15 protein-coding genes and 1 tRNA gene are annotated in these 18073 nt (G+C 72.0%); 9 read left to right on the plus strand and 7 right to left on the minus strand.

What is annotated here, in order from left to right; genetic code table 11:
- On the minus strand, positions 1 to 1489 hold a 1489-nt coding region (locus tag ADL22_RS26985; protein WP_107116408.1), incomplete at its 3' end, for a sensor histidine kinase.
- A gap of 154 nt (positions 1490 to 1643) precedes the next feature.
- Here ADL22_RS26985 and ADL22_RS26990 point away from each other — a divergent pair.
- The 6 genes from ADL22_RS26990 (at position 1644) to pth (ending at position 6711) form a co-directional block, all read left to right on the plus strand.
- Positions 1644 to 2522 (plus strand): hypothetical protein, encoded by an 879-nt coding sequence (locus tag ADL22_RS26990; protein ID WP_066985190.1) that lies wholly within the window; start codon positions 1644 to 1646, stop codon positions 2520 to 2522.
- A 6-nt stretch (positions 2523 to 2528) separates the two neighbouring features.
- Positions 2529 to 2599, plus strand: a tRNA-Gln gene (locus tag ADL22_RS26995).
- A 118-nt stretch (positions 2600 to 2717) separates the two neighbouring features.
- A complete protein-coding gene (gene glmU, locus ADL22_RS27000) occupies positions 2718 to 4205 on the plus strand; it encodes a bifunctional UDP-N-acetylglucosamine diphosphorylase/glucosamine-1-phosphate N-acetyltransferase GlmU (RefSeq protein WP_079064468.1) in 1488 nt (495 codons plus the stop codon).
- A gap of 76 nt (positions 4206 to 4281) precedes the next feature.
- Positions 4282 to 5256 carry a ribose-phosphate diphosphokinase gene (locus ADL22_RS27005; RefSeq protein ID WP_066985196.1) on the plus strand — a complete coding sequence of 325 codons (975 nt, stop codon included), beginning with the start codon at positions 4282 to 4284 and terminating at the stop codon, positions 5254 to 5256.
- A 194-nt stretch (positions 5257 to 5450) separates the two neighbouring features.
- Entirely contained in the window at positions 5451 to 6032 is a 582-nt protein-coding gene (locus ADL22_RS27010) for a 50S ribosomal protein L25/general stress protein Ctc (RefSeq protein WP_066985199.1), read from the plus strand.
- A gap of 88 nt (positions 6033 to 6120) precedes the next feature.
- Positions 6121 to 6711 (plus strand): aminoacyl-tRNA hydrolase, encoded by a 591-nt coding sequence (pth, locus tag ADL22_RS27015; protein WP_066985202.1) that lies wholly within the window; start codon positions 6121 to 6123, stop codon positions 6709 to 6711.
- Positions 6712 to 6793: 82 nt separating this feature from the next.
- On the opposite strand, the gene ppc is transcribed toward pth, so the two are convergent.
- Positions 6794 to 9556 (minus strand): phosphoenolpyruvate carboxylase, encoded by a 2763-nt coding sequence (gene ppc, locus ADL22_RS27020; RefSeq protein ID WP_420711602.1) that lies wholly within the window; start codon positions 9554 to 9556, stop codon positions 6794 to 6796.
- Between the two features lie 262 nt (positions 9557 to 9818).
- On the opposite strand from ppc, the gene ADL22_RS27025 reads away from it, so the two are divergent.
- On the plus strand, positions 9819 to 10841 hold the full coding sequence (locus tag ADL22_RS27025; RefSeq protein WP_079064469.1) for an acyl-CoA desaturase: 1023 nt from the start codon (positions 9819 to 9821) through the stop codon (positions 10839 to 10841).
- Between the two features lie 7 nt (positions 10842 to 10848).
- Positions 10849 to 11595: a TetR/AcrR family transcriptional regulator gene (locus ADL22_RS27030; RefSeq protein WP_066985207.1), complete on the plus strand. Its 747-nt coding sequence runs from the start codon at positions 10849 to 10851 to the stop codon at positions 11593 to 11595.
- 339 nt (positions 11596 to 11934) lie between these two features.
- On the opposite strand, the gene ADL22_RS27035 is transcribed toward ADL22_RS27030, so the two are convergent.
- Entirely contained in the window at positions 11935 to 12750 is an 816-nt protein-coding gene (locus ADL22_RS27035) for a trans-aconitate 2-methyltransferase (RefSeq protein ID WP_066985210.1), read from the minus strand.
- Between the two features lie 231 nt (positions 12751 to 12981).
- On the opposite strand from ADL22_RS27035, the gene ADL22_RS27040 reads away from it, so the two are divergent.
- Entirely contained in the window at positions 12982 to 13479 is a 498-nt protein-coding gene (locus tag ADL22_RS27040) for a MarR family winged helix-turn-helix transcriptional regulator (protein WP_066985213.1), read from the plus strand.
- Here ADL22_RS27040 and ADL22_RS27045 read toward each other — a convergent pair.
- From ADL22_RS27045 to galT, 4 genes are all read right to left on the minus strand, one after another.
- Positions 13476 to 14252: a response regulator transcription factor gene (locus ADL22_RS27045; protein ID WP_066985216.1), complete on the minus strand. Its 777-nt coding sequence runs from the start codon at positions 14250 to 14252 to the stop codon at positions 13476 to 13478. The two genes, ADL22_RS27040 and ADL22_RS27045, sit on opposite strands and share 4 nt — an antisense overlap.
- 250 nt (positions 14253 to 14502) lie before the next feature.
- Entirely contained in the window at positions 14503 to 15693 is a 1191-nt protein-coding gene (galK, locus tag ADL22_RS27050; protein WP_066985219.1) for a galactokinase, read from the minus strand.
- 197 nt (positions 15694 to 15890) lie between these two features.
- Positions 15891 to 16868 carry a UDP-glucose 4-epimerase GalE gene (gene galE / locus ADL22_RS27055; RefSeq protein WP_066985222.1) on the minus strand — a complete coding sequence of 326 codons (978 nt, stop codon included), beginning with the start codon at positions 16866 to 16868 and terminating at the stop codon, positions 15891 to 15893.
- The gene (gene galT, locus ADL22_RS27060) at positions 16865 to 17908 is read right to left on the minus strand and encodes a galactose-1-phosphate uridylyltransferase (protein ID WP_066985225.1); all 1044 of its coding nucleotides are present in this window, start codon (positions 17906 to 17908) and stop codon (positions 16865 to 16867) included. Before galT ends, galE begins: the two co-directional genes overlap by 4 nt.
- Positions 17909 to 18073: the final 165 nt, after the last annotated feature.

Genomic DNA, 18073 nt, shown 5'->3' on the forward strand with positions numbered 1-18073 from the left:
CCTCGGCCCCCGCCCCGCCGATGGCCCCCACCGGCACCACCGCCGACACCCGGAAACCCCCCGCCTCGGTCGGCCCGGAGACGAACACCCCGCCCAGCGCGGTCACCCGCTCCCGCATCCCGACCAGGCCGTTCCCGCCGCTCGGCAGCCCGGCGTCGGTCGCGCCGCGCTCCGAAGGACCGTTCTCCACCTGCACCGCCACCTCGCCGGCCCGGTGCGCCAGCCGCACCCGCGCCCGCGCGCCCGGCGCGTGCTTGTGCACGTTGGTCAGTGCCTCCTGCACCACCCGGTACACCGTCTGCTCCACCCGCGCCGCATACCGGGGCCCACCGCCACCGGCCGCAGTACCGACACCGCTACCGCCGTCCCCGTCGCCGTCGCCGTCCCCGTCCAGCACCGAGAACTCCACCGCCATCCCGGCCGCCCGCGACTGCTCCACCAGCGCGCCCAGCTCCGCCAGGCACGGCCCGTCCCCCGCCGGCTCCGCACCGCCCGCCGGCTCCGCCGCGGCCCGGTCCGCCGCCGCCCCGTCACCCGGCGCCGCGCCCGACGGCTCCGCCGCGCCCCGCACCGGCGTCCGCGACAGCCGCGACGCCACCTCCACCAGCCGCTCCGGCGCGTCCGAACCCGCCGCGCCGCGCGCCGCCGCCCCGTCCGCCGTCCGCAGCACCCCGAGCATCTCCCGCAGCTCCGTCAGCGCCTGCCGGCCCATATCCCCCACCAGCGCGGCGTTCCGCGACGCCTTCTCCGGATCCTTCAGCGCCACCGCCTGCAACGCCGCCGCGTGCACCACCATCAGGCTCACCCGGTGCGCCACCACGTCATGCATCTCCCGCGCGATCCGCGTCCGCTCCTCGTTGCGGGCCCACTCCGCCCGCTCCTCGGCCCGGTCCGCCAGCAGCGACAGCTCCCGCTCCAGCCCGTCCGCCCGCTCCCGCAGACTCTCCACCAGCCGCCGCCGGGCCCCCACGTACAGGCCCCACAGCACCGGCGGCGCCGTCAGCACCAGCCCCACCGCCAGCGACATCACCGGCAGGAACCACCCCGGCGGATTGAAATCCGGCTCCGACGCCACGTCCTGCCGCATCCCGATGAACGTCGTCACCACCGTGGCGACCACCGTCATCCCGGCCAGCAGCCCGATGATCCGCCGCGGCACATCCGACGCCGCCAGCGTGTAGAGGCCGACCACCCCCAGCAGCGCGCCCATCTCCGCCGGCATCACCGCGACCGACACCAGCACCACCGCGACCGGCCACCGCCGCCGCACCAGCAGCACCGACCCGGCCACCAGCCCCAGCAGCACCCCCAGCACCACCGGCAGCCCCGCCTTGTGCGCGAACGGCACCCCCTCCGCACCGCACTCCGCCGCCGACACCACCGCCAGCAGCACATCCAGTACGGCGCTGCGCCGCCGCGCCCACCACCACGGACCGCCGCCCGGCCCGCCTCTCACAGCCTCACTCACCCATGCCCCCGTCGCGGTCATACCGCCCAGCCTACGGGCGCCACACCCCCTCCCCCGGGCCCCGCTCCCCTCTGCATCCGCCCCGCTACCGCCCCCTACGGGCGCCCATCCCTCGAACTGCTGAATCGCTCACATTTCCGCCCACCACGCACCCCGCCCCCGCCAGCCTGTTCCCATGACGTACACCACTCCGCACGGGCCCAGCCCGGACATCGAAGCCTTACGCACCCAGGCCGTGACCCTCCGCCGCGCCGGCCTCAGCCGCCGCCAGATCCGCGACCGGCTGCACATCCACAACAACGATCTCCTCAACCGCCTCCTCGAAGGGGTCCCTGCCCCGGACTGGACGAAGCGACCCAACGCGAAGGATGACCTCCGGGCGAAAGCCCGCGAATTGCGCGCACAGGGCTGGACCTACGACCGAATCCAGCTCGAACTGGGCTGTTCCAAGAGCTCGATCTCCCTGTGGGTCCGGGACATGCCGAAGCCGGACCGGACGCGCACCCGGGAGGAGGCTTCAGCGATCGCCCGTCGCGGCTGGGAAGCCACCCTCCGGAGGCGGGAGGAGGAACGGCAGCGAACGAAAGCGGAGGCGACTAAGGAGGTCGGTGCGCTTGCGGACCGGGAGCTGTTCCTCATCGGCGTCGGCCTCTACTGGGCCGAGGGCACGAAGGACAAGCCGCACGCCCGGCGGGAGCGCGTCGCCTTTGTCAACAGCGACCCCGGGATGATCCAGGTCTTCCTGGCCTGGCTGAGGCTGCTCGGCGTAGAGCCGGAGCACCTGACGTACCGGGTGATGACCCACGCCACCGCGGATGTCGCAGCCGCCGAACGCTACTGGGCCGACCTCGTGGGCATCGATACCGCGGAGCTCCAGAAGACGACGATCAAGAAGCACAACCCGAAGACCGTCCGCAAGAACACCGGCGAGGGGTACAACGGCTGCCTGGTGGTTGTGGTCCGGCAAAGCGCTGACCTATACCGTCGCATCGAGGGCTGGTGGTACGGCATAGTAGGGGGCGTCCGTGATCCCGGAGGATCAAAACGGACATAAAAGTAATCCCGGGTCGTCTAAGGGCAAGACGGTAGATTTTGGTTCTACTTATGGGGGTTCGAGTCCTCCCCCGGGAGCAAAAGCACACGGGTCCCGACCATCCGGTCGGGACCCGCGCTCGTTTCCCCCGCAAAACGCCCCGGTATCCTTCGGGTGACCACCACCCGAAGTAGCCAAGAAGCCGAAGGGCATTCCGTGAGCGCCAACCGCCCGGCCGCCGTCGTCGTTCTCGCAGCGGGTGAGGGAACCCGCATGAAGTCGACGACCCCCAAGGTCCTGCACGCGATCTGCGGCCGCTCCCTCGTCGGCCATGTCGTCGCCGCCGCCCGTGAGCTGGACCCCGAGCATCTCGTCGTGGTCGTCGGCCACGCCCGCGAGCAGGTGCGCGAGCACCTCGCCGCGATCGACCCCGCCGCCCGCACCGCCGTGCAGCACGAGCAGAAGGGCACCGGGCACGCCGTCCGCACCGCGCTCGAGGAGCTGACCGGCGACGGCGTCACGCTCGACGGCACGGTCGTCGTGGTCTGCGGTGACACCCCGCTGCTGACCGGCGAGACGCTGCGGAAGCTGAGCGGTACGCACGCGGCGGACGGCAACGCCGTGACGGTGCTGTCGGCCGAGGTGCCGGACGCCACCGGCTACGGCCGGATCGTGCGCGACGGGGCCAGCGGCGCGGTCACCGCGATCGTCGAGCACAAGGACGCCACCGACGCCCAGCGCGCGATCCGGGAGATCAACTCCGGGGTGTTCGCGTTCGACGCGCGGCTGCTGGCCGAGGCGCTGGGCAAGGTGCGGACGGACAACAGCCAGGGTGAGGAGTACCTCACGGACGTCCTGGGGATACTGCGCGCGGACGGGCACCGGGTGGGCGCCGCCGTGGCCGCGGACCACCGGGAGATCCTGGGCATCAACAACCGCGTGCAGCTCGCCGAGGCGCGGCGGCTGCTGAACGGCCGGCTGCTGGAGCGGGCGATGCTGGCCGGTGTGACGGTGGTGGACCCGGCGTCGACGTGGGTGGATGTGTCGGTGACGTTCGGGCAGGACGCGACGGTGCTGCCGGGTACGCAGCTGCTGGGGGCGACGCACATCGGCGAGGGCGCCGAGGTGGGTCCGCATTCGCGGCTGTCGGACACCCAGGTCGGGGCCGGGGCGTCGGTGTCGTTCACGGTGGCGGACGGCGCCGAGGTCGGTCCGCAGGCGTCGGTGGGTCCGTACGCGTATCTGCGTCCGGGGACGGTGCTGGGCCACAAGGCGAAGGCCGGCACGTACGTGGAGATGAAGAACGCGCGGATCGGTGAGGGGACGAAGGTCCCGCACCTGTCGTACGTGGGCGACGCGACGATCGGTGAGTACACCAACATCGGCGCGGCGAGCGTGTTCGTGAACTACGACGGTGAGGCCAAGCACCACACGACGGTCGGGTCGCACTGCAAGACGGGGTCGGACAACATGTTCGTGGCGCCCGTCACGATCGGGGACGGCGCGTACACCGCGGCGGGTTCGGTCATCACCAAGGATGTGCCCCCGGGTTCGCTGGCGGTCGCGCGCGGCCAGCAGCGGAACATCGAGGGCTGGGTCGCGCGCAAGCGGCCCGGAAGTGCCGCCGCGCAGGCCGCTTCGGCCGCTCGCCAGGAGTCGGAGCCGGGCCAGGGTGCCGGCCGGGATTCCGGTGGCGAGCGGTGATTGTGCCGACGACGGGTACGCCGTGCGGGGCGTACCGTGATGAGCGCACGCAAACTGTGATGCAAGGAGATTTGCTGTGACCGGGATCAAGACGACCGGCGAGAAGAAGCTGATGCTCTTCTCCGGCCGCGCCCACCCCGAGCTTGCCGAGGAGGTCGCGCACCAGCTGGGTGTGGGCCTGGTCCCGACGAAGGCTTTCGACTTCGCGAACGGCGAGATCTACGTTCGCTATCAGGAGTCGGCGCGCGGCGCGGACTGCTTCCTGATCCAGAGCCACACGGCTCCGATCAATAAGTGGATCATGGAACAGCTGATCATGATCGATGCGCTGAAGCGGGCTTCGGCCCGGAGCATCACCGTGGTCGTGCCGTTCTACGGCTATGCGCGGCAGGACAAGAAGCACCGCGGCCGGGAGCCGATTTCGGCCCGGCTGATCGCGGATCTGATGAAGACGGCGGGCGCGGACCGCATCGTCACGGTGGATCTGCACACGGATCAGATCATGGGCTTCTTCGACGGCCCGGTGGACCATCTGTTCGCGCTGCCGGTGCTGGCGGATTACGTGGGCGCGAAGGTGGACCGGGACAAGCTGACGGTGGTCTCGCCGGACGCGGGCCGGGTGCGGGTGGCGGACCGGTGGTGCGACCGGCTGGGTGCGCCGCTGGCGATCGTGCACAAGCGCCGGGACAAGGACGTGGCGAATCAGGTCACGGTCCACGAGGTGGTCGGTGATGTGAAGGGCCGGGTGTGTGTCCTGGTCGACGACATGATCGACACCGGTGGCACGATCTGCGCGGCGGCGGAGGCGCTGTTCGCCAATGGCGCGGCGGATGTGATCGTGACGGCGACGCACGGTGTGCTGTCGGGTCCGGCGGCGGACCGGCTGAAGAATTCGAAGGTGAGCGAGTTCGTGTTCACGAATACGCTGCCGACGCCTTCGGAGCTGGAGCTGGACAAGATCACGGTGCTGTCGATGGCGCCGACGATCGCGCGGGCGCTGCGTGAGGTGTTCGAGGACGGTTCGGTGACGAGCCTGTTCGACGAGCAGTGAGCCGAGCTGTGAGCTAGCAGTCGCTAGATCGATTTTCGGGGCGGCCTCCCGGCCGGGTAGACTCTGCGAGTTGCTCGGCGAGGGAGGCCGTACTCATGTGGTGCGGCGGTCCGTTATCGACGCGCTCTTCGTAGCAGGTCTGTCGTGGGCCGGGTGACGTTCCGCAGAGTTCGTCAGATTACGAGGAGTGCGAGATGGCTGAGATCAAGCTGACCGCTGAGGCCCGGAACGACTTCGGCAAGGGCGCCGCCCGCCGTCTGCGCCGTGAGGCGAAGGTTCCGGCGGTCATTTACGGTCACGGCGCGGAGCCGAAGCACGTGGCGGTCGACAGCCACGCGCTGATGATGGCGCTGAAGACCCCGAACGCGCTGATCCGCCTGGAGGGCGAGGGCGGCAACGAGCTGGTCATCCCGAAGGCCGTCCAGCGTGAGGCGATCCGCCGCTTCCTGGTGCACGTGGACTTCCTGGCCGTGAAGAAGGGCGAGAAGGTCTCCGTCGAGATCCCGATCCACACCGAGGGCGACCTGGCCCCGGGCGGCAACCTCCTCGAGCACCTGCTGGACACCCTGCCGGTCGAGGCCGAGGCGACCCACATCCCGGAGTCGGTGACGGTGTCGATCGCGGGTCTGGACGCCGGTCACACGGTGCTGGCGAAGGACATCGCGCTGCCGGCCGGTACGTCGCTGGCGGTCGAGGAGGACACCCCGGTTCTGCAGGTCGTGGCCGCGCAGGCCGAGGCTCCGGCCGAGTCCGAGGGTGAGGGCGAGGAGGGCTGAGCCTTCTCGCGGTAGTTTCTTCCCAACCGCTGTCGCGGCGCCGGGCGGCGCCGGGGCGGCGGTTGGGTCGTTTTGAGGAGACGTGGACATGACGGATGCGGCGAGCCCCTGGCTCATCGTGGGGCTGGGCAATCCGGGCCCGGAGTACGCGGGCAACCGCCACAACGTGGGTTTCCTGGTGGCGGATCTGCTGGCGGGGCGGATGGGCGGCCGTTTCAAGGCGCACAAGGCGCGGGCCCAGGTGGTGGAGGGGCGGGTCGGTGCGCCGGGTCCGTCGAGCCGCCGGGTGGTGGTGGCCAAGCCGTCGTCGTTCATGAATCTCTCGGGTGGTCCGGTGACGGCGCTGCGGGATTTCTACAAGGTGCCGGTGGAGCGGATCGTGGTGGTCCATGACGAGCTGGACATCGATTACGGCGCGCTGCGGCTGAAGCTGGGCGGCGGGGACAACGGGCACAACGGTCTGAAGTCGATCACGAAGTCGCTGGGTGCGGAGTACCACCGGGTGCGGTTCGGGATCGGGCGGCCGCCGGGGCGGATGCCGGTGGCGGATTTCGTGCTGAGGGATTTCTCGTCGGCGGAGCGCCGGGAGCTGGACTACTTCGTGGACCGGGCGGCGGACGCGGTGGAGACGCTGCTGGTCGACGGTCTGGAGCGGGCGCAGTCGACGTACAACACGTGAGGCGCGCGCCGGTGGCGTGAACGGCGGGCCCGTCCGGAGGTGTTCGGGCGGGGCCCGCCGTTTTCGTACGTGCGCCCCTGGGTCAGCCGGTGTTGCGGAGGCCGGCGGCGACGCCGTTGACGGTGAGGAGGAGGGCGCGGGACAGGAGGGGGTCGGGTTCCTGGCCGGCGGCCGCGGCGTCGCGCTGGCGCTTGAGGAGGGTGACCTGGAGGTAGGAGATCGGGTCGAGGTAGGCGTCGCGGACGTGGAAGGTCTGCTTGAGGACGGGGTTGGAGTCGAGGAGTTCGGCCTCGCCGGTGATCTGGAGGACTTCGGCGACGGTGAGCGCGTGCTCGGCCTTGATGATGTCGAAGATGTGCTTCAGCTCGTCGGGGACGAGGGTGTCGACGTAGTGCTGGGCGATCCGCAGGTCGGTCTTGGCCAGCGTCATCTCGACGTTGGAGAGGAAGTTGCGGAAGAAGTGCCAGTGCTCGTGCATTTCGTCCAGGACGGTGCCGAGGCCGGCGTCGCGGGCGGCCTTGAGGCCGGTGCCGACGCCGAACCATCCGGGGACGATCTGCCGGGACTGGGTCCAGCCGAAGACCCAGGGGATGGCGCGGAGGCCGTCGAGGCCGGCGCCGGAGTCGGGGCGGCGGGAGGGCCGGGAGCCGAGGTGGAGGTCGGCGAGCTGGTCGACGGGGGTGGAGGCGAAGAAGTACGCGGGCAGGTCGGGGTCCTCGACCAGGCGGCGGTACGCGCGGTGGGCGGCGTCGGAGACGGTCTCCATGGCGGCGTCCCAGCGGGCCAGGGCCTCGTCGGACTGGCGGGGCGCGGTGTGCAGCGCGGATGCCTGGAGGGTGGCGGCGACGGTGAGTTCGAGGTTTTCCCGGGCCAGGGACGGGACGAGGTACTTGTCGGAGATGACCTCGCCCTGCTCGGTGACCTTGATCTCGCCTTCGAGGGTGCCGTAGGGCTGGGCGAGGATGGCGTCGTGGGAGGGGCCGCCGCCGCGGCCGACGGTGCCGCCGCGGCCGTGGAAGAGGCGGAGGCGGACGCCGTGGCGGTGGGCGACGTCGCGCAGCAGCCGCTGGGCGCGGTGGATCTCCCACTGGCTGGTGGTGATGCCGCCGAACTTGGAGGAGTCGGAGTAGCCGAGCATGACCTCCTGGACGTCGCCGCGGAGGGCGACGAGGCGGCGGTAGGAGGGGTCGGCGAGCATGTCGTCGAGGAGCTGGTCGGCGATCTTCAGCTCGTCGGTGGTCTCCAGGAGGGGGACGATGCCGATCTTGGCCCAGCCGGCGTGCAGGTCGATCAGGCCGGCTTCGCGGGCGAGGACGGCGGCGGCGAAGACGTCGTCGGAGCCCTGGCACATGGAGATGATGTACGACTCGATGACCTCGGGGCCGAACGTTTCCTTGGCCTTGAGGATGGTCCGGAAGACGCCCAGGGTCTTGGCGCCGGCCTCGTCGAGTGGCGCCGGGGTGGGCGCGAGGGGGCGGCGCGAGCGGAGTTCCTTGGCCAGCAGCTTGCGGCGGTAGTCGCGGGGCATGTCCGCGTAGCGCCAGGATTCCTCGCCGAGGCGGTCGAAGAGCTGGCCGAGGGCGTGGTGGTGGGCGTCGGCGTGCTCGCGGACGTCCATGGTGGCGAGCTGGAGGCCGAACGCGGCGAGGGTGCGCAGGGTGCGTTCGAGGCGGCCGTCGGCGATCAGGCCGCCGCGGTGTTCGCGCAGTGAGCGCTGGATGAGGCCGAGGTCGTCGAGGAGTTCGGCGGTGCCGAGGTAGTCGCGGCCGGGGACGTGGGGGGTGTCGGCGGCCAGGCGCTCGCGGGTGTTGAGGAGCTTCTGGCGGATGCAGGTGGCCTTGAGGCGGTAGGGCTCTTCGGCGTTGAGGCGCTTGTAGCGGGGGCTGATCTCGGGGAGCAGGTCGAGGTCGTGCTGGAGGGAGGTGAGGAGTTCCTCGGTGGCGCCGCAGTTGCGGATGGAGTTGGAGAGGGCGCCGCGGAGTTCGTCGATGTGCTCCAGGGCGTCGGTGATGCCGTGCTCGTGCTGGAGGATCAGGACGTCCCAGGTGACCTGGGGGGTGACGTTGGGGTTGCCGTCGCGGTCGCCGCCGATCCAGGTGCCGAAGGTGAGCGGGCGGGTGCCGGGGGGCAGGGGGGTGCCGGCGCGTTCGAGTTCGGTGGCCAGGTCCTCCAGGACGTCGCCGACCGCGCCGCGGTTCAGTTCGTCGAGGTAGTAGATGGCGTTGCGGGCCTCGTCGGTGGGCTCGGGGCGGGCGACGCGGAGTTCGTCGGTCTGCCAGATGAGGTCGATGTTCTCGGCGAGGCGGAGGTCGGCGCGGCGGCGCTCGGTGGGGTCGGTGCGGTCCAGCAGCTCGGCGACCTTGCGGAGCTTGGTGAGCACGGAGCGGCGGGCGGCCTCGGTGGGGTGGGCCGTGAAGACGGGGCGGACGCCGAGGTTGCGGGCGGTCTCCCGCAGGTGCTGGGGGTCGGCGTCCTTGAGCATGTCGGCGGTGCGGGCGAGGATGCCGCCTTCCGCGGCGCGGCGGGCGCGCAGTTCGCGGCCGCGGTGGACCTGCTCGGTGACGTTGGCGAGGTGGAAGTAGGTGGAGAAGGCGCGGACGAGCCGGGCGGCGGTGGCGAGGTCGGTTTCGCCGAGGAGCCGGGCGGCGGCCTCGCCGTCGGTGCGGGTCAGGGCGCGGACGCGTTCGACGAGGTCGAGGAGGTCCTGGCCCTCCTGCCGGACGAGGGTTTCGCCGAGGAGGTCGCCGAGCCGCCGGATGTCGGCGCGCAGCGCACCGTTGCCGCCGGTGCGGCCGGGGTTTCCGGTGGACACGGTCTCGGCGGGGGTGTTGTCGGCACTGCTCACAGGTGCGGCTCCTTGCAGGGATGGTGCAGTCATTGAGCACGTCTGGGCGGGTGGCGGACCGCGCTGTCCGACGTCCCCAGGATAGGTGTCCCGGCCGGGCGGGGATCACACCGTCCGCAAGGTGGGATCCGGTGCGGCGGGCGGGTGCCGGAGCCTGTCACGCCCTTGCCCGCGGCGGTGTCGCTGCCATACTTACGAGACCGTAGGTTACGGTCCCGTAGGGCCGTAGCCGTGCCCCCGAGCCCCCGACGAGGGACACCATATGACCGCTGGTCCGAACGCCGTGGAAGAGTCACCGATGCCGCTCGACGCGTCCGCCGGTTCCGCTGCCGCATCCGCTCTGCCGTCCGCGACGCTGGGCGGTGAGCAGCGCAGATCGCTGGAACAGATCACCCTGCTGTTGTTCATCACCGTGCCGTTCCTGGCCTTGCTCGCCGCGGTGCCGCTGGCCTGGGGCTGGGGCGTGAGCTGGCTGGATCTGGGGCTGCTGGTGGCGATGTATTTCATCGGCTGCCACGGCATCACGATCGGCTTCCACCGCTACTTCACGCACGGGGCGTTCAAGGCGAAGCGCCCGCTGCGCGTCGCGCTGGCGATCATGGGGTCGCTGGCGGTGGAGGGCCCGCTGGTCCGCTGGGTGGCGGACCACCGCCGGCACCACAAGTTCTCCGACGCGGAGGGCGACCCGCATTCGCCGTGGCGGTACGGCGAGACGGTCCCGGCGCTGCTGAAGGGCCTGTGGTGGGCGCACATCGGCTGGATGTTCGACGAGGAGCAGACGCCGCAGCACAAGTACGCCCCCGACCTGATCAAGGACCCGGCGATCCGCCGGGTCTCGCGCCAGTTCGTGCTGTGGACGGTGGTCTCGCTGCTGATCCCGCCGCTGGTGGGCGGGGTGGCGACGTGGTCCTGGCAGGGTGCGGTGACCGCGTTCTTCTGGGGTTCGCTCGTCCGGGTGGCGCTGCTGCACCACGTCACGTGGTCGATCAACTCGATCTGCCACGCGGTCGGCAAGCGGCCGTTCAAGTCCCGGGACCGCTCCGGGAACGTGTGGTGGCTGGCCGTCCTGTCGTGCGGTGAGTCCTGGCACAACCTCCACCACGCCGACCCGACGTGCGCCCGGCACGGGGTGATGAAGGGCCAGCTGGACTCCAGCGCCCGGCTGATCCGCTGGTTCGAACGGGCCGGGTGGGCGTACGACGTGCGGTGGCCGAGCGCGGCCCGGATCGACGCCCGGCGCCAGGGCGGCGCCCGGCGGGAGGAGAACGCCTCGCTGGGGGCATGATTGACGGGTGGCGATCGACAGCAGCAGTACGAACGACGGCAGCCGGAGAAAGACGTCCCGGCCTGCCGGGTCCGCCCGGTCGGCCGGGTCCTCCGGTTCCGCGGCCGCCCCGGCCCCGGCCCCGGGTGGCCGGCGGGCCCGCCGGGTGCGGATGACCGGCGCGGAGCGCCGTGAGCAGCTGCTCGACATCGGCCGCACGCTGTTCGCCGAACGGGGCTACGAAGGCACGTCGGTGGAGGAGATCGCGGCGAAGGCCGGGGTCTCCAAGCCGGTGGTCTACGAGCACTTCGGCGGCAAGGAAGGGCTGTACGCGGTGGTCGTGGACCGCGAGATGCGGCAGCTGCTGGACATGGTCACCGGCGCGCTGACCGCCGGGCATCCGCGGGAGCTGCTGGAGCAGGCGGCGTTCGCGCTGCTCGACTACATCGAGACGTTCACCGACGGGTTCCGCATCCTGGTGCGGGATTCGCCGGTGGCGCAGTCGACGGGTACGTTCGCGTCGCTGATCAGCGATATCGCCACTCAGGTCGAGGACATCCTCGGCCTGGAGTTCAAGGCCCGCGGCTTCGACCCGAAGCTGGCGCCGCTGTACGCGCAGGCGCTGGTCGGCATGGTGGCCCTGACGGGGCAGTGGTGGGTCGACACCCGCAAGCCGAAGAAGGCCGAGGTGGCGGCGCACCTCGTGAATCTCGCCTGGCATGGGCTGGGCAATCTTGAGCCCAAGCCGAGGCTGATAGGTCACCGCAAGAGCTGAGTTTTGTGGCCGCCCCCACGTTGTTGTCTGCCGCGCCGTGCGGGGTTGCGGTGGCCTCGGCGTTCCGCCGTTGGTGGGGGCCGGAGGGGCTGTCCCGGGGTAGGTCCTCGGTGCGGGCGCATCTGGTGCGTGGGATGAGGAATGCCCCGCGGTTCGCTCCAGATCTGCGGGCGCACCCCGGGACATCCCCTCCGGCCCGCGCCGTCGCCGTGTGCACCCCGGTGGTCCCAGGACAGCCGCCTCGGCCTCGCGGCCGGTTGCGTGGTCTCGTGCCCTTGAGGGGAGGGCGGGTGTCTGGCGTGCCGAAGGGCACGCCAGACACCCAAAACAAACACTCCCCTACCGCTTGTGCGCGACCACGAAGATCCGCCGGAACGGGAACACCGTCCCGTGCCGCCCCGTCGGATACGCGCGCCGCAACTCGTCGCGGTACTGGGCGAGGAACGCGTCGCGGGCCTCGGGGTCGTCCTCGAGGGCGGTGAGAACGGGCCGCAGGGCCGTCCCCTTGACCCAGTCGAGGACCGGGTCGTCGCCCTGGAGCAGCTGGACGTAGGTGGTCTCCCAGACATCGGTGCGGCAGCCGAGGTCGGTGAGGCGCTGGAGGTAGTCGGCGGGATCGAGGATGTGGACGAAGCGGCGGCCGTGGGTGTCGAGGCGGTCGCGCCACTGGGGGGAGTCGCAGAGTTCGCCGAGGAGGGCGTGGCTGGGGGAGGTGAAGTTGCCGGGGACCTGGAAGGCGAGGGTGCCGCCGGGCGTGAGGGCGTCGATCCAGCGCGGGAAGGACTCCGGGTGGTTGGGAACCCATTGCAGGGCCGCGTTGGAGACGATCAGTTCGTGGGGTTCGGCCGGGGCCCAGTCGGCCGCGTCGGCGGGGGCGAAGTCGAGGTGGCCGCCGCCGGGGGTGGGGCCGGCGTGGCTCTCGGCCTCCTTGAGCATCTCGGGCGAGTTGTCGTAGCCGGTGATGTGGGCGTCCGGCCAGCGGTCGGCGAGCTGGGCGGTGACGTTGCCGGGGCCGCAGCCGAGGTCGGCGATGCGGGCGGGGCGGTCCGTGGGGGGCAGGTCCGGTATGCGGGCGAGCAGGTCGTGGAAGGGGCGGGTGCGGTGGCCGGAGTGGTGGAGGTACTGCTGCGGGTCCCAGGTGGGCGCATCGTGCATGGTCGATAACCCCTTTGGCTGGCGCAGGGCGGGCTCGGGTTCAGTTGTGGCGTGTTTCCGGCGGATTCCGGAGGGTGTGCGGTCGAGTTCCGGCCATCTCCGAGGGGAAACCGGGCTCGCGCCGACGATGCCCAGCGGATCGGTAAAGTATATCTCGACAGCGAGATTCTTTGCTTCAAGATTCTTTATCGCAAGAGACTTTATGTCGACAGACCCTTTACACTGATCGTCATGGAGGACGAGGTCGACCGACTGGTCGCAGCATGGCGCCGGGAGCGCCCGGACCTCGACGTGGAGCCGCTTGAGGTCCTCAGCCGCGTCTCCAGGCTGGCCAGACACCTGGACCGGGCCCGCCGCCTCGCGTTCTCCGAGGTGGGGCTGGAGCCCTGGGAGTTCGACGTGCTGACCGCCCTGCGGCGGGCCGGCGCGCCGTATCAGCTCTCCCCCGGCGCGCTCCTGACCCAGACGCTGGTCACCTCCGGCACGATGACCAACCGCATCGACCGGCTCGCGAAGAAGGAGCTGGTGGAGCGGCTGCCCGACCCCAGCGACCGGCGCGGTGTGCTGGTCCGGCTGACGGCCAAGGGCCGCGACAAGGCCGATGAGTCGCTGGCCGGCCTGCTCACGCAGGAGCGCGCGATCCTGGCCGAGCTGTCCCGGCAGCAGCGTCAGGAATTGGCCGGTCTGCTGCGTAAATTGACCGGGCCGTTTGACAACGTGCCCGGTTAGTCACTCACTCCGGCCGTGGCCGGTTCGAGGTCGGCGGGGCCGACGCCGGCCCGGCGGGCCAGGGCGACCGCGGCCAGCGTGGAGTGCACGCCGAGCTTGCCCAGCACGTTCTGCATATGGGTGCGGACGGTGTGCGGGGAGAGGAAGAGGCGTTCGGCGACCGCCTTGCGGCCCAGGCCCGCGACCATGCAGCGCAGCACCTCCCGTTCGCGCGGGGTCAGCGACTCCACCAGCCGTTCGCTCTCGGTGCGGTGCCGGCGGGCCGCGGTCAGCTCCCGCAGCACGCCGGTGAGCAGCGCGGGCGGGAGATGGGTCTCGTCGCGCAGGACGCCGCGGATGACGGCCAGCAGCCGGGAGAGCGAGGAGTCCTTGGCGACCCAGCCGGACGCGCCGGCCTGGAGGGCGGCGGCGGCCCGGCGCGGGTCGTCGCGGTCGGCGAGGACCACCGTCCGCAGGTACGGGTGGCTGCCGCGCAGGACGGCGACCAGCGCGATACCGTCCGGCGGGCCGCCGCGCGGCGGGCTGTCGCGGGGGGTGCCGTCGCGGGCCGGTCCCTGGGCGGGCACCGCGAGCAGCGGCGCGGCGAGGTCGGCGTCGGCGAGGAGGACGTCGAAGCGCCGGCCGTCGGCCGCGGCCCGGTCCAGGGTGCGCAGGGCCGCCGGGGCGCTGCCGGCCGCGGTGACGTCCACGTCCGCTTCCGCGGCCAGTGCGGCCGCCAGGGACTCGGCGAAGATGCGGTGGTCGTCGACCACCAGAACCCGGATGCGTTGCACGCAAGACCCCCTGTCTCGGTGAACGGACCTTAGCGGGCACGGCGCCCGGTTTGAAGATCGCCTCAGCCGCGCGGCCGGCGCCGCGGACCGCCGGCCCCCGCCCCGGGCACGGCGCCCGGCCGGGCCCGCCCCCTGCTCGGCGCCGGCCCCCACCGGCGCTGCTGCCAGCGTACGGACGGGGTGCGGCGGCGGAAGGTGATTGACGAAAGTGGCGGGGGCCCGGGGGCGCGTCGGGGCGTACGGGCGCCCGCTACGGGTCGAGGCGGCGGGCGCCGGCGCCGGGGACGGCGGGGAAGATCCGCGGCGCGGTATACCCGGCGGTGGCGAACGCGGTGTCCACCGCCTTGGTGACGGTCGCGGCGGCGGCCTCCTCGACGAGGACGAGGGCGGAGCCGCCGAAGCCGCCGCCGGTCATCCGGGCGCCGAGCGCGCCCGCCGCGATGGCGGTGGCGGCGGCGAGGTCGAGTTCGGGGCAGGAGACCGCGAAGTCGTCGCGGAGCGAGGCGTGGGAGGCGGTGAGCAGCGGGCCGAGGGCGTGCGGGCGGCCGGCGTCGAGGTGGGCGACGGCCTGCTCGACGCGGTGGTTCTCGGTGACGACGTGGCGGACGAGGGGCACCAGGGCAGCCCCGTCCGTGAGGGACGCCAGGTCGGCGAGGGCTTCGGGCAGATGCGCGTACGGGATATCGCGCAGGGCGCGTACGCCGAGCGCCCGCGCGGCGCCTTCGCAACCGGCGCGCCGCCGGGCGTACGCGCCGTCGCCGAGCCGGTGGCGGACGCGGGTGTCGACGACGAGCAGCCGCAGCCCGTGCGCGGCCGCGTCGAACGGGACTTGACGCTGCGTCAGGTCGCGGGTGTCGAGGAAGAGGGCGTGCCCGGCGGTGCAGCAGGCGGCGGCGGTCTGGTCCATGATCCCGCAGGGCACGCCGGCGTAGGCGTTCTCGGCGCGCTGCGCGAGGCGGGCCAGGTCCGGGCGGGAGAGCCCGAGGCCGTGCAGCGCGTCGAGGGCGACGGCGGTGGCGATCTCCAGGGCGGCGGAGGAGGACAGGCCGGCGCCGAGCGGGACGGTGCTGGTGTAGTGCAGGTCGGCGCCGCCCACCGGGAGGCCGGCCTCCCGCATCGCCCAGAGGACGCCGGCCGGGTACGCGGTCCAGTCGGCGCCGGGGTGGCCGGGGCGGAGGTCCTCGGGGCGGATCTCCACGATGCCGCCGGGGGCGCCGGCGGAGTGCAGCCGCAGTACGCCGTCGGTGCGGGGGGCGGCGGCGGCCAGGGTGGTGTGCGGGAGGGCCAGGGGCATCACGAAGCCGTCGTTGTAGTCGGTGTGTTCACCGATGAGGTTGACGCGGCCGGGGGCGGCCCAGAGGCCGGTGGGCTCCGCCCGGTAGAGCGCGCGGAACGTGGCCGCGGCGCGGGCGGGGTCGGCGGCGGGTGCCGTGTCGGTCACGCGGGCTCCTTGTCGTGTCGCGGGCGTTCGTCTGCGCGGCGCGCGCCGTCTCTCGGGGCTCCGCCCCGGACCCCGGTCCTCAAACGCCGGACGGGCTGGATTTTCGGGCGCCGTCCCGGGCCTCGTCCTCAAGCGCCGGACGGGCTGGATTTTCGGGCCGCCGCTGGATTTTCGGTCGCCGCCCCGTACGCGCGTGCTCAATCGCCGGAAGCACCGGAAGCGCCGGCCTGGGCGAAATTCCACGCGTCCGCCACGATCGTCCTGAGGTCCGGGCGGCGCGGGTCCCAGCCGAGGCGGGTACGGGCGGTGCGGGCGGAGGCGACCAGGACGGCGGGGTCGCCGGGGCGGCGGGGGGCCGTCACCTCGGGGATGGGGTGGCCGGTGACGGCGCGGGCGGTCTCGATGACCTCGCGGACGGAGAAGCCGCTGCCGTTGCCGAGGTTGCAGATGAGGTGTTCGCCGGGCGTGGCCGCGTCCAGCGCCAGGAGGTGGGCCTCGGCGAGGTCGGCGACGTGGATGTAGTCGCGGACGCAGGTGCCGTCCGGGGTCGGGTAGTCGTCCCCGTAGACGGAGATCGCCTCCCGCTTGCCCTGGGCGACCTGGAGGACGAGCGGGATGAGGTGCGACTCGGGATCGTGCCGTTCGCCGCAACTCCCGTACGCGCCCGCGACGTTGAAGTAGCGCAGCGAGACCGCGGCCAGGCCGTGGGCCGCTGCCTCGCCCCCGATCATGTGGTCCACGGCGAGCTTGGTCGCGCCGTAGGGCGAGGTCGGGGCCGTCGGATCGGTCTCGGTGATCGGGGTGTGCGCCGGCTCGCCGTACGTGGCCGCGGTGGAGGAGAAGACCAGCGTGCGGACGTCCGCCGCGCGCATCGCGGCCAGCAGCGCCATCGTGCCGCCGACGTTGTTCTCCCAGTACTTCTCCGGCTTGGCGACGGACTCGCCGACCTGCGAGAACGCGGCGAAGTGCAGCACCGCGTCGTACGAGCCGTCCAGCCACTTCGCCGCGTCGCGGATATCGCCCTCGAGGAACGCGGCGCCGGCCGGGACCCCGGCGCGGAAGCCCGTCGAGAGGTTGTCGAGGACGGCGACCTCGTGGCCCGCCTCCAGCAGATGCTGGGCGACGACGCTGCCGACGTATCCCGCACCGCCCGTGACCAGGTATTTCCCCATCAGTCGCTCGCAACCTCTCGCAGTCGTCCGGCCGCGGCCTCCGGCGGCACGTCGTTGATGAACACGTTCATGCCGGACTCCGAACCCGCCAGGAACTTCAGCTTGCCGGAAGTCCTGCGGATGGTGAAAAGCTCAAGGTGGAGCGCGAACCGGTCGCGGTCCGCGGCGCGTACCGGCGCCTGGTGCCAGGCGGAGATGTACGGCGTCGGGGGCGCGTCCGGGCCGAAGATCCGGTCGAACCGCCGCAAGAGTTCCAGATAGATCTGTGGGAACTCTGTGCGCGCCGCCTCGTCCAGCGCGAGCAGGTCGGGGACCCGGCGCTTGGGGTAGAGGTGCACCTCGTAGGGCCAGTGGGCGGCGTACGGGACGAACGCCAGCCAGTGCTCGCCGTCGAGGACGATCCGGCGGCCGTCGGCGCGCTCGTCGGCGAGGACGTCGTCGAAGAGGTTGCGGCCGGTGGCGGCGTGGTGGGCGGCGGCGGAGGCGAGCATCCGCTCGGTGCGCGGGGTGGTGAAGGGGTACGCGTAGATCTGGCCGTGCGGGTGGGCGAGGGTGACGCCGATCTCGGCGCCGCGGTTCTCGAAGCAGAACACCTGGGCCACGCCCGGGAGTTGGGAGAGTTCGGCGGTGCGGTCGGTCCAGGCGTCGAGGACGAGTGCGGCCTGCTCCTCGGTGAGGTCGGCGAACGAGGCGTCGTGGTCGGGGGTGAAGCAGACCACCTCGCAGCGGCCGTGGTCGCCGGCCAGGGAGGGGAAGCGGTTCTCGAAGACGGCGACGTCGTAGCTCGCGGCGGGGATCTCGGTGTGCCGGCCGGGGCCGGAGGGGCACAGCGGGCAGGCGTCGGCCGGCGGGTGGTACGTACGGCCCTGGCGGTGCGAGGCGATGGCGACGGTGTCGCCGAGGAGGCGGTCGCGGCGCAGCTCGGCGGCGGTGGTGACCGGGTCGAGGGGGCGCGGGTCGAGGGTGGCGCGGACGGCGGCGTCGGACGCGTCGTAGTAGATCAGCTCCCGGCCGTCCGCGAGCCGGGTCGTCGTCTTCTTCACCGGGGCTCCTCACCGCGCAACCGAAAAAACTCCAACACAAACGAACATAACTAAGCATGGGGGCGCGATGTCGTCAACGCGGACGGACCCAGCAGACCCGCGGGCGACCGCCCCCGAGCCCCCTCCCCCAAACCAAATCCAACAAAAGTCTTCAGTTTTCGGCCA

It is taken from the genome of Streptomyces sp. NRRL F-4489 (assembly GCF_001509485.1).
Lineage (GTDB): Bacteria > Actinomycetota > Actinomycetes > Streptomycetales > Streptomycetaceae > Streptomyces.